9 protein-coding genes are annotated in these 11563 nt (G+C 56.8%); 2 read left to right on the top strand and 7 right to left on the bottom strand.

What is annotated here, in order from left to right:
* Positions 1-24: 24 nt before the first annotated feature.
* Positions 25-723 carry a TetR/AcrR family transcriptional regulator gene (locus G5229_RS13365; protein ID WP_266134848.1) on the bottom strand — a complete coding sequence of 233 codons (699 nt, stop codon included), beginning with the start codon at positions 721-723 and terminating at the stop codon, positions 25-27.
* 196 nt (positions 724-919) lie between these two features.
* Between G5229_RS13365 and G5229_RS13360 the strand changes: the two genes are divergently transcribed.
* Both G5229_RS13360 and G5229_RS13355 read left to right on the top strand, forming a co-directional pair.
* Positions 920-2851, top strand: coding sequence for an amidohydrolase (locus G5229_RS13360; RefSeq protein WP_421209269.1), 1932 nt, complete (start codon positions 920-922; stop codon positions 2849-2851).
* A 251-nt stretch (positions 2852-3102) separates the two neighbouring features.
* Positions 3103-3858 (top strand): NYN domain-containing protein, encoded by a 756-nt coding sequence (locus G5229_RS13355; protein WP_216953471.1) that lies wholly within the window; start codon positions 3103-3105, stop codon positions 3856-3858.
* Between the two features lie 163 nt (positions 3859-4021).
* Here G5229_RS13355 and G5229_RS13350 read toward each other — a convergent pair whose 3' ends face one another.
* From G5229_RS13350 to sucA, 6 genes are all read right to left on the bottom strand, one after another.
* Positions 4022-4330 (bottom strand): hypothetical protein, encoded by a 309-nt coding sequence (locus G5229_RS13350; RefSeq protein WP_421209268.1) that lies wholly within the window; start codon positions 4328-4330, stop codon positions 4022-4024.
* Between the two features lie 291 nt (positions 4331-4621).
* Positions 4622-5089, bottom strand: coding sequence for a GNAT family N-acetyltransferase (locus G5229_RS13345; protein WP_421209267.1), 468 nt, complete (start codon positions 5087-5089; stop codon positions 4622-4624).
* Positions 5090-5215: 126 nt separating this feature from the next.
* Positions 5216-6088: a succinate--CoA ligase subunit alpha gene (gene sucD / locus G5229_RS13340; RefSeq protein ID WP_005333542.1), complete on the bottom strand. Its 873-nt coding sequence runs from the start codon at positions 6086-6088 to the stop codon at positions 5216-5218.
* Complete coding sequence (gene sucC / locus G5229_RS13335; protein WP_005346090.1) at positions 6088-7254, bottom strand: ADP-forming succinate--CoA ligase subunit beta; 1167 nt, start codon at positions 7252-7254, stop codon at positions 6088-6090. Before sucC ends, sucD begins: the two co-directional genes overlap by 1 nt.
* Positions 7255-7425: 171 nt before the next feature.
* Complete coding sequence (gene odhB, locus G5229_RS13330) at positions 7426-8613, bottom strand: 2-oxoglutarate dehydrogenase complex dihydrolipoyllysine-residue succinyltransferase (RefSeq protein ID WP_041210302.1); 1188 nt, start codon at positions 8611-8613, stop codon at positions 7426-7428.
* 33 nt (positions 8614-8646) lie between these two features.
* Positions 8647-11457: a 2-oxoglutarate dehydrogenase E1 component gene (gene sucA / locus G5229_RS13325; RefSeq protein WP_335819352.1), complete on the bottom strand. Its 2811-nt coding sequence runs from the start codon at positions 11455-11457 to the stop codon at positions 8647-8649.
* Positions 11458-11563 lie beyond the last annotated feature (106 nt).

Raw genomic sequence — 11563 nt, 5'->3', positions numbered from 1 at the left:
GACCCGCACACCTTGCGGCGCCTGTTATGGCGCCGCCTTTGCCTGCACTTCCGTGCCCATAAGCAGGGCTGGCCTTGCCTGCCACACCCGTGCCGGGTCGGACTCGGCAATAGCGGCAGCGATCAGCTGCTCGCTCCAGCGACGATGCAGCAACCACATCCTCTGGCCCGCCTCCCCATCACCACGGGTGCACTGCTTGGTCACATCGGCGGTGCGATAGAAGTAGCGCACCAGACTCGTGAGCTCGGCCTCCGGCCAGCGGCAGCCAAAGTCGCGCAGCAGGGATGACCAGAAGTCAATCTGGCGCCGCTCGTGCTCCTGCTCGACCACGTGCAGTTCGGGGATGAGATCCATGGCGTGCCACAAGGCACCATAGCCGACAAAGCGACGATCAAGCTCTTCAAGCGCCAGATCCAGCAGCACCAGCACGTGCGGCCAACTGGTCGCCTGGGTTCGGATCTGCTCTTGCGCCTCACAGATAGCTGCCAGCCACCCCATAGCGAGACGGCAAATGATCGCCTCCTTGTTGGGATAGAGGTGGTAGAGCGATTTGATCCCGACACCGGCCCGATCAGCAATGGCATTGGTGTTGAGGGCGGCAAAACCTCGCTCCTGCAGCAACAGCAGGGTGGCCTGTTCAATGCGACTCGCCACCTCCTGACTGCGCTGCTGCCGGGGCTGACGCCGCATATGCAGGGCGGCAGGCACTCGTTGTTCTGACATCTTCTCTCCTTCGAACCACTGAGGTCCCCTCTTTGCCCGGGTCACGACCGGTAGTGGCTCATTGACATCCATGAGACAAGGTAAACAAAAAGTTAAATAAATGCAGTAATTACTGGATTTTTTCAGAATAGCTGCAATAAACATATCTGCTCAGATCTGCAGTAATTACTGCATTTAACCCAAGGAGAGCAGTGCAATGGATAGCAAACAGACCTCAACCCGATTTGGCATCACCCTCCTGTTGGCCGCAGGCCTGCTCGGTGGCTGCCGAAGTGACACCAATGATACGAATGGGGCAACGACCCTCTATCTCAACGGCAAGATCCACACCCAGGATGGGCAGCGTCAGGTAGCCGAGGCCATGATGGTCAGTGACGGCCAGTTTATCTATGTGGGCAACCAGGAGGGGGCCGAAGCGCTCAAGCACCCCACCACCCGAGTGGTGGATCTGCAAGGCCGAATGGTACTGCCCGGCCTGCATGACAACCATATCCATCTGCTCGGTACGGTGGCGCTGGACATGTGCGATCTCGATGGCAAACCCGTCACTCTGGATCAGCTGGCCGCCAAGATCAGCACATGCCTGCCCCGCTATGCGGCCAAACCGGGGGAGTGGCTGGTAGTCAACCAGTGGTCTCCCTACGAGGGCAATACGGCAACCGCCAGCCATGCCACCCTGCTGGCAGCCCTCGATGCCGCCGCCCCCGACAATCCGGTGGTGCTGGCCGGGGTCGATGGCCATGCCAGTGCCTACAACTCCCGCGCCCTTGCCATGGCGCAAGATAACGACGGCAACACAATCGGCTTCAATGGAACTACGCTGGCCCCCGGCGGGGCCTTCGAGCCCTTTATCCCCTATGTCGACCTGACCAGCGGAGTGGTGCGTGACACGGCCCGCAGCGCCATTCCGGTGCCCGATAGCGGCCTGCTGAGCGCCAGCGATGAGCAGGCAGCCAGCCAATACGACCAGATCCTGCCCGCCATTGCCGAGCTGATGGCCTCTCGCGGTATCACCAGCATTCAGGATGCCTGCGCCACCGACTTTATCCGCCAGCGACTACTCACCATGCAGTCACGGGATCTGCTGCATATGCGTGTCACGGCCGCCACCTGCTTTAGCGATGATGATTATCAGGGCAAACTCGATATAGAGGGGCATCTTGCCAAGGCCAGCCAAGTGAGAGAATCCTTTGCCAACAACCCGCTGATCAAGGCCGATGCAGTCAAGATCTTCCTCGACGGTGTGCTGGAAGGGGATCCCTTCACAACCCCCCCCTTCCTGCCCAATGCCGGCATGCTGGCAAACTACCACACCCCCCATCTGGCCAGAGACCCGGCTACCGATGAAGTGACCATCACAGCCGACAGCGAGGAGTCCGGCAGCAACGGGATCGTCAACTACCGGGAGGCCGACCTCACCCGCTATATAGGGGCGCTGGACAAGGCAGGCTTCAGCATCCATATGCACAGCATCGGTGATCGCACCACCCGCACGGCGCTGGATGCCCTCACCGCCGCCCGCGCCAGCAACGGTGATAGCGGCATTCCTCACACCCTGGCCCACCTGCAGGTGGTCCATCCCGATGATCAAAAACGGCTCGGCGAGCTTGGGCTCTACCTCACCTTCACCTATGCCTGGACCTCCCCCCAACTGGCCTACGACATGCTGGTCGCCTCCTTTATTCAGCCGACCCGGGTGGGCCAATCCCTGAGCGATGCCCTCTACGATCCCCTCGGTTATCTGCACGACGCCCTCTACCCAGTCGAGAGTTCACGCAAGGCGGGCGCCATACTGGTCGCTGGCAGCGATGCCCCGGTCGACAGCCGGGATCCCCGCCCCTTCGAAAATATGGCGACCGGGATCATCAAGGCTCCCCAAAGCGGCGATGACTATCGCGCCAGCCAGCGCATTACCCTGGACGAAATGCTGGCGGCCTACACCATCAATGGCGCGCGCGCGGTGCGCCAGCAGGCCATCAGCGGCTCCATCGAAACGGGCAAATCGGCCGACTTTATCGTGCTGGATCGGGATCTCTACCAGCTGGTCGCCGCCGGCAAGCCGGAGCAGATCGCCGATACCCAGGTAGTCCAGACCGTCTTTCGCGGGCAAACCATCTTTAACCAGTAGGACTCTGGTAGTAAGACAAGTCATCAGCTGCGAACAGAATGATAATACCGACCCAAGGGTCGGTATTTTTATTGCGGAGTTTTTTCTTAAGAAGACTCCTAATATTGAGAGGTTCAACACTGGCAGTCCAAAATACTTGTGGCATACTACATGACCCCAAGCGTCTGGATATGTTTTACTGCTCGCATTGAGGGCTAAGTGCTGTAATGGAGTCACAGCGCATAAAATAATTAAATAGCACGGAGGCCTTTATGAAAGATAAAGAAAAAATAGCCGTATTTATTGATGCTGATAATGCACCCGCAGGTAAAATAGACATAGTTCTTTCAGAATTAGCTAGATACGGCGTTGTAAATATTAGAAAAGCATATGGTAACTGGAAAAACCCTAATCTTAAACCATGGGAAGATGTCCTACACGACTATGCCATACAACCAGTACAACAATTTGATTTAACAAAGGGTAAAAATGCGACAGACATGGCATTAGTCATTGATGTAATGGACGTAATATATACAAAGGATATTGACATAATATGCCTTGTATCATCGGATTGTGATTTTACACCTTTAGTTACCAGAACACTTGCTGATGGGAAATTTGTCATCGGATTTGGAGAACGGAAAGCACCATTACCATTCGTTAATAGTTGTTCTCGATTTCTATATCTGGATGCCGAGCCAGTGCTGGAGCTACCCATTCAAAAACAAAGTAAAAACATAAAGGGTGACACAAAACTCATCAATTTACTCCGGCAGGCAATAGATGCTATTGGCGAAGATGATGGCTGGGCTATGCTTGGTGAGATTGGCAACCACATTTCAAACCATGCTTCATTTGATCAACGAAACTACGGATTTAGAAAGCTGAGCGATCTATTCCAGTCCATCGATCTCTTCGAGATGAAAAAAACAAATGGTTCAGTTATTTGGGTTAGAGACAAAAGAAAAGCAAAACAACTGAATAAGTCCACTCCACCCTTACAATCCGTAGCAAGTAAAAACTAATCATAAGTCTCTAGGGTCGAAGAACGACACGAATCCTGACATACGAAAATATACTCCCTAATAAAAACAGTTAATACGTTAGTGTCATCGTTAGGGAGTTATGTGAAGTGATAACAGAAAGCCATTGTCTCGTTAAATAGGTTTATGATTAATGACAACATCCTTATTTTTTTAAATGATTAACGTGAAAGCACCAACCCCAAAAAAGTCTAGCGTTAGAACAAGAGATAATAATTCCGAACACGGCAATGCCCACCAGCTCCTGACAATACCCCATCAACTGTATATAGTTTGCAAATTTCCAGAGAAGACCACCCGTTCTCCTACTAAATGTCACTATTTCACATGTGTCAGCCAAAACAATATTGGTGCCGATAAGCAAAAATCCAGCGCCGACAAAAAAGACAAGCAGCACATGACCAACCACAAGTAACTGGGCGCGCTTATCTCCATCAGAAAAAATAAAATCCAAACCAGAACATAAGCAAAGATAACGGGATCAGGTTAAACGCAATGTCACCAATACTTTGGTAGATGAAGAACTATCAAAAATTGCTGCGTTGCCAACCACAACAAGCATCATGATAAACAGCAGAAAAAACCACCTCATTGTTTCCTCCAAGCACCGAGAGCGCGGCCATAAAAATGTTAGCACCTCATCGCCTCAACTTGTGACGTCAAATATCAAGTGCGCATTATTGCGCCAACAAAAGCGGAATAAATAAGGATGTGGTTAAGCCGTAAAACAGATTTATAGGCATATTTATGTGATGGCATGCCATACCATAATGGTCGTTTCCCAGTGACCGTGGGTTGATTTATGTATTGCGTTGAAGCCTTGCTCACGATAGAAGCCAACATTATGTGTTTCACACTGCAAGTAGAGTGTCGCAACACCACGGGAAACAGCCATATTCCTGGCAACATTCATCAATTTTTTAGCGATACCTTTTCTGCGGTGTACTGCTGAAACATAGATACCACCAATCCAGAACTCATATTCAGGGTGATTTTTATTTTCCTGAATTTTAATCTCCAATGTTCCAACCAGTTCTCTATCGTCATGCGCCACCAAGCTAAATGGGATATCTCTATTTAAGGCTGTGACTTCAACCTTTTTACGTACCATCTCTTTCGTAACGCCGGGCACATGATAGGCCCATTCATCGAAATACCAGCCGACTATTGTCGATATATGATGCGGATGATCTGCAAGCAATGAAATTTCCATATATCCTTTTTCCCAAGGCAAAACATATTCTTTAATTCGCGAGAATAGATAATGATGTCCTATTATTAGGCATAAAAAGCCGCCCATCGGGCGGCACTTTTATTAGAGATAACGGGCTAACTGGAATTACCAGCCGGTCACTTCGCGCAGGGCCTTGCCGATATCGGCCAAGGAGCGGACGGTTTTCACGCCAGCATCTTCCAGCGCGGCAAACTTCTCGGCGGCAGTACCCTTGCCACCGGAGATGATGGCGCCAGCGTGGCCCATCCGCTTGCCGGGAGGGGCAGTAACACCGGCGATATAGGAGACCACCGGCTTGGTGACGTGGGCCTTGATATAGGCAGCCGCGTCCTCCTCGGCGTTGCCGCCGATCTCGCCGATCATCACGATCGCTTCGGTCTGCGGGTCGTTCTGGAACATTTCCAGAATGTCGATAAAGTTGGAACCCGGGATGGGGTCGCCACCGATACCGACGCAGGTGGACTGGCCAAAGCCCTCGTCAGTGGTCTGCTTGACCGCTTCGTAGGTCAGGGTGCCGGAGCGGGAGACGATACCCACCTTGCCCGGCTTGTGAATGTGGCCCGGCATGATGCCGATCTTGCACTCACCCGGAGTGATCACACCTGGGCAGTTGGGGCCGATCATCCGCACGCCGGTCTCTTGCAGCTTCACTTTGACGTCCAGCATATCCAGCGTCGGGATGCCTTCGGTGATGGTGACAATCAGCTTGATGCCCGCGTCGATCGCTTCCAGGATCGCGTCCTTGCAGAAAGGTGCCGGCACATAGATGACGGAGGCAGTAGCGCCGGTCGCTTCGACCGCGTCACGGACGGTGTTGAACACCGGCAGGCCCAGATGGGTGGTGCCGCCCTTGCCCGGGGAGACGCCGCCCACCAGCTGGGTACCATAGGAGAGCGCCTGCTCGGAGTGGAAAGTACCCTGACCGCCGGTAAAGCCCTGGCAGATGACTCGGGTGTCCTTGTTGATCAATACGCTCATCAGTTGGCCTCCGCTGCTTTGACGACTTGCTGCGCGGCATCGGTCAGACTCTTGGCCGCAATGATGTTGAGGCCGCTCTCGGCCAGCTTGATACCGCCCAGCTCGGCGTTGTTGCCTTCCAGACGGACCACGACGGGCACCTTGACCCCCACTTCCTTGACCGCACCGATGATGCCTTCCGCGATCATGTCGCAGCGCACGATGCCGCCGAAGATGTTGACCAGCACCGCTTTGACGTTGCTGTCGGAGAGGATGATCTTGAACGCCTCGGTTACGCGCTCCTTGGTGGCGCCGCCGCCGACGTCAAGGAAGTTGGCCGGCTTGCCGCCGTGCAGGTTGACGATGTCCATGGTGCCCATGGCCAGACCCGCGCCGTTGACCATGCAGCCGATGTTGCCATCGAGGGCCACATAGTTGAGCTCCCACTGGGCAGCGTGCGCTTCGCGGGGGTCATCCTGTGACGGGTCGTGCATCTCGCGCAGCTTGGGCTGACGATACAGTGCGTTGGCGTCGATGTTGATCTTGCCATCCAGGCAGTGCAGGTTGCCCTGCGCGGTGATCACCAGCGGGTTGATCTCCAGCAGCGCGAAGTCGCAATCCAGGAACATCTGGCCCAGACCCATGAAGATCTTGGTGAACTGTTTGATCTGATCGCCGACCAGACCCAGTTTGAAGGCCAGCTCGCGGGCCTGATAGGGCTGCGGGCCAACCAGCGGGTCCAGGGTGGCCTTGTGGATCAGATGGGGGGTTTCGTGGGCGATCTTCTCGATGTCCACGCCACCTTCGGTCGAGGCCATGAAGACCACGCGGCGCGAACCACGGTCAACCACGGCGCCCAGGTAGAGCTCTTTGGCGATGTCGGTGCAAGATTCCACCAGGATCTTGGTGACCGGCTGGCCGTTGGCGTCGGTCTGGTAGGTCACCAGATTTTTGCCAAGCCAGTTTTGGGCAAAAGCACGGATCTCATCCTTGCTCTTGGCCACTTTCACGCCGCCCGCTTTACCGCGGCCACCGGCGTGTACCTGGCATTTGACGACCCAGGTATTGCCGCCAATCTTGTCGGCCGCTTCGGCCGCTTCTTGTGGGGTAGCACAGGCATAACCTTCGGAGACCGGCAGGCCATACTCGGCAAACAGCTGTTTTGCCTGATATTCATGCAGATTCATAGATGCTCTATCCGTGTTGTAGGTATTTCCGTCCGGGGCTGGTGTTTCTCAATCCCCTGTGAATGGGGGCCTGGGCGGCCCCTCGTTATCTTTCAATCGCTCGGGTATTACTCAAACGTCCAACAGCACACTCAGCTCGGGGCGCAAACCCCTTGCCCGGGTGCCACAGGCTTAGACGTCCAGCAACAGACGGGTCGGGTCTTCCAGCAGCTCCTTGACGGAGACCAGGAAGCCTACCGATTCGCGTCCGTCGATGAGACGGTGATCGTAGGAGAGCGCCAGATACATCATCGGCAGGATCTCGACCTTGCCGTCAACGGCCATCGGGCGATCCTGGATCTTGTGCATGCCCAGAATGGCGCTCTGGGGCGGGTTGATGATCGGGGTGGACATCAGGGAGCCGAACACGCCACCGTTGGTGATGGTGAAGTTGCCGCCAGTCAGTTCATCCACGGTCAGCTTGCCGTCACGGCCCTTGCCCGCCAGATCCTTGATGGCCTTCTCAATGTCCGCCAGGCTCATGTTGTCGCAGTCGCGCAGCACCGGCGTCACCAGACCACGGGGGGTAGAGACGGCGATGCTGACGTCGAAGTAGTTGTGATAAACCACGTCATCACCATCGAGCGCCGCGTTCACTTCCGGATAGCGCTTGAGGGACTCCACCACCGCCTTCACGTAGAAGGACATAAAGCCGAGCTTGATGCCGTGCTTCTTCTCGAAGATCTCGCCGTACTGCTTGCGCAGATCCATGATGGGCTTCATGTTGACCTCGTTGAAGGTGGTCAGCATGGCGGTGGTGTTTTTCGCTTCCAGCAGACGCTCGGCGATGCGCTTACGCAGACGGGTCATCGGTACCCGCTTCTCGCTGCGACCGGCCAGTGCGGCAACCGGAGCGACCGGAGCCGCAGCAACGGGAGCGGCGGCTGCAGGCTTGCTCAGGGCCTTGATGTAGGCTTCCACATCATCCTTGGTGATGCGACCGCCCTTGCCGGTGCCGGTCAGCTTGGCCACGTCGATGTCGTGCTCGCCAATCAGACGACGCACCGAGGGACTCAGGCCATCGGCGCCATCATCGGCCACCGCTTCGGCCGGCTTCTCCTTGGTCTCTTCACCGGCTACGGCAGCCGCCTTGATGGTGGCAATCAGCTGGCGGGAGAGGACGGTCGCCCCCTCTGCCTGCAGGATGTCGCCCAGCACGCCAGCTTGCGGTGCCGGTACTTCCAGCACCACCTTGTCGGTCTCGATGTCGACCAGCACTTCATCACGGGCAACCAGATCACCCGGCTTCTTGTGCCAGGTGGCAATGGTGGCATCCGCCACTGATTCCGGCAGATCCGGTACCTTGATCTCGATAGTCATCTAATCAGTTCCTTGTTACTTCTTGTTCAGGGCTTAGGCCAGAGTAAGGGCATCTTCCACCAAGGCTTTTTGCTGCTTGGCGTGGACAGACATGTAACCGACGGCCGGCGAGGCTGACGCGGGGCGACCGGCATAACGCAGGGTGGCTCCGGTCGGCAGCACGTCATCGTAGTTGTGACGAGTGCAGTACCAGGCGCCCTGGTTTTGCGGCTCTTCCTGACACCAGACAAAATCGGTGACGTGGCTGTAATCGTCCAGAATGGCGCGCACTTCCTCTTCCGGGAAGGGGTAGAGCTGTTCGATACGCACGATCGCCACATCCTTCTGCTCCGCCTTGCGACGGGCTTCGAGCAGGTCGTAGTAGACCTTGCCGGAACAGAAGACCACCCGCTTGACTGCTTTCGGATCCAGCGCATCGATCTCGCCAATGGCGTTCTGGAAAGTACCTTCCGCCAGCTCTTCAAGCTTGCTCACCGCCAACGGGTGGCGCAGCAGGGATTTGGGCGTCATCACGATGAGCGGACGGCGCATCGGACGTACCACCTGACGACGCAGCATATGGAACACCTGCGCCGGGGTTGAGGGCACGCACACCTGCATGTTGTGCTGAGCGCACATCTGCAGATAACGCTCCAGACGGGCGGAGGAGTGCTCCGGGCCCTGCCCTTCGTAACCGTGCGGCAGCAGCATGGTCAGGCCGCACATCCGGCCCCACTTCTGCTCACCGGAGGAGAGGAACTGATCCACAACCACCTGAGCACAGTTGGCGAAGTCGCCGAACTGGGCTTCCCAGATGGTGAGGCCAGCCGGCTCGGCGCTGGCGTAACCATATTCAAAGGCCAGTACCGCGTTCTCGGTCAGCACAGAGTCATACACCTCGAACGGGCCCTGCTCGTCGTGCAGGTTGCACAGCGGGGTGTAGGTGCTGGCATCGGTCTGGCTGTGGAGTACGGCGTGGCGGTGGAAGAAGGTGCCGCGGCCGGAGTCTTCACCGGTAAAGCGGATGCGGGACCCCTTGTCCACCAGAGTGGCGTAGGCCAGGGTCTCGGCAAAGCCCCAATCCACCAGCTTCTCGCCAGCGGCCATCAGACGGCGGTCTTCGTAAATCTTCTCGACCTGACGCTGCAGCACGTGGGTCGCCGGATACTGGCTCACCCGCTCGCCGAGGCTCTTGAGGTGATCCATCGGCACAGCACTCTCATAAGCCATGTTCCAGTCGTGGCCCAGATAAGGGGTCCAGTCGACGGAGTGCAGCTCCATCGGCCGCCACTCTTTGCTTACGCGCTCGCCGCGATCCAGCGCTTCGCGATACTCGTTGACCAGTTCGGTCGCCCGCTCCTGAGCGAGGCTCCCCTCGGCCACCAGCTGATCGGCGTAGATCTTGCGCGGGGTCGGGTGCTGCTTGATCTTCTGGTACATCAGCGGCTGGGTCGCGCTCGGCTCGTCCGCTTCGTTGTGACCGTGACGACGGTAGCAGACCAGCTCGATCACCACGTCGCGTTTGAAGGTATTGCGGTAATCCAGTGCAATCTGGGTCACCAGCACCACGGCTTCCGGATCATCCCCGTTGACGTGCAGCACCGGCGCCTGCACCGCCTTGGCGATGTCGGTGCAATATTCGGTGGAGCGCAGGTCACGGATATAGGAGGTGGTGAAACCAACCTGGTTGTTGATGACGATGCGCACCGTCCCGCCCACGCCATAGGCACGGGTCTGGGACATGTTGAAGGTCTCAGCCACCACGCCCTGACCGGCCATGGCCGAGTCACCGTGAATTGTGATGGGCAACACGCTGGAGCCATCCTTGTCACCGCGACGATCCATGCGGGCACGGACCGAGCCGATGACCACGGGGTTGACGATCTCGAGGTGGGAGGGGTTGAAGGCGAGCGCCAGATGGACGTTGCCACCCGGGGTGGCGAAGTCGGAGGAGAAGCCCATGTGGTACTTCACATCACCGGTACCCCAGGATTCGCCATGCTTGCCTGCAAACTCGTCGAACAGATCCTGAGCGCGCTTGCCCAGCACGTTGATCAGCACGTTGAGGCGGCCGCGGTGGGCCATACCGATAACGGCCTCTTTGCAGCCCTGCTCACCGGCGCGACGGATCAGCTCCTTGAGCATGGGGATCATGGCGTCGCCCCCTTCCAGCGAGAAGCGCTTGGCTCCCGGGAACTTGGCGCCCAGATATTTCTCCAGCCCTTCGGCGGCGGTCAGGCTCTCGAGGAAACGGGTCTTCTCTTCGAGGGTGTAGCTCCCCTTTCCTTCAATGGATTCGAGGCGCTGTTGCAGCCAGCGCTTCTCTTCCGTGGAGGTGAGGTGCATGTAGTCGGCACCTATGCTGCCGCAATAGGTCTTCTTCAACGAGGCGTAGAGGTCGGAGAGCACCATGGTCTCGCGACCGATGGCGTAGGAACCCACATTGAAGGTGGCCTCCATATCTGCGCCCTGCAGGTTGTGGAACGCAGGATCCAGTTCGGCAACGGTTTCACGCTGCCACAGGCCCAGCGGGTCCAGATTGGCATTCTGGTGACCACGGAAACGGAAGGCATTGATCAACTGCAATACCCGCACCTGCTTGGCATCCACTTGCGGATCGGAGACGGGGGCACTGTAGCGAGAGGGATCCTTGGCCAGACGACGGAAATAATCGCGGACCTGGGAGTGGGGTTGTTCGACCGCATGGCCATTGACCTGGGGCAGCTCGCTAAACAGGCTGCGCCACTCATCGGATACGGAGTCAGGATTTTCCAGGAAGGATTCGTACAAATCCTCGATATAGCTTGCATTCGCACCAGCCAGGTGAGATGACTCCAACCAGGCCTTCATCACGCCGTTATGCATTTCTATCCCTTGTACTTCTTGTTACTGCTACGCAGCTTGTAGGGTTCAAACAGCCATCCTGCCACGGGTGGGATGGCTATCCGGAAGTCGGGCCAGCACAGGACCG

Source organism: Aeromonas sp. 602396, from assembly GCF_049173735.1.
GTDB lineage: Bacteria > Pseudomonadota > Gammaproteobacteria > Enterobacterales > Aeromonadaceae > Aeromonas > Aeromonas veronii_A.
Note: the sequence above shows the minus strand (reverse complement) of the source record. Positions and strands in the feature narration are given on the sequence as shown.

Bases quoted from the DNA above. Each gene is read 5' to 3' on its own strand.
- odhB (WP_041210302.1), bottom strand. From the start codon at position 8,613: ATGACTATCGAGATCAAGGTACCGGATCTGCCGGAATCAGTGGCGGAT.
- G5229_RS13345 (WP_421209267.1), bottom strand. From the start codon at position 5,089: ATGGAAATTTCATTGCTTGCAGATCATCCGCATCATATATCGACAATA.
- sucC (WP_005346090.1), bottom strand. From the start codon at position 7,254: ATGAATCTGCATGAATATCAGGCAAAACAGCTGTTTGCCGAGTATGGC.
- sucD (WP_005333542.1), bottom strand. From the start codon at position 6,088: ATGAGCGTATTGATCAACAAGGACACCCGAGTCATCTGCCAGGGCTTT.
- G5229_RS13365 (WP_266134848.1), bottom strand. From the start codon at position 723: ATGTCAGAACAACGAGTGCCTGCCGCCCTGCATATGCGGCGTCAGCCC.
- G5229_RS13355 (WP_216953471.1), top strand. From the start codon at position 3,103: ATGAAAGATAAAGAAAAAATAGCCGTATTTATTGATGCTGATAATGCA.
- sucA (WP_335819352.1), bottom strand. From the start codon at position 11,457: ATGCATAACGGCGTGATGAAGGCCTGGTTGGAGTCATCTCACCTGGCT.
- G5229_RS13360 (WP_421209269.1), top strand. From the start codon at position 920: ATGGATAGCAAACAGACCTCAACCCGATTTGGCATCACCCTCCTGTTG.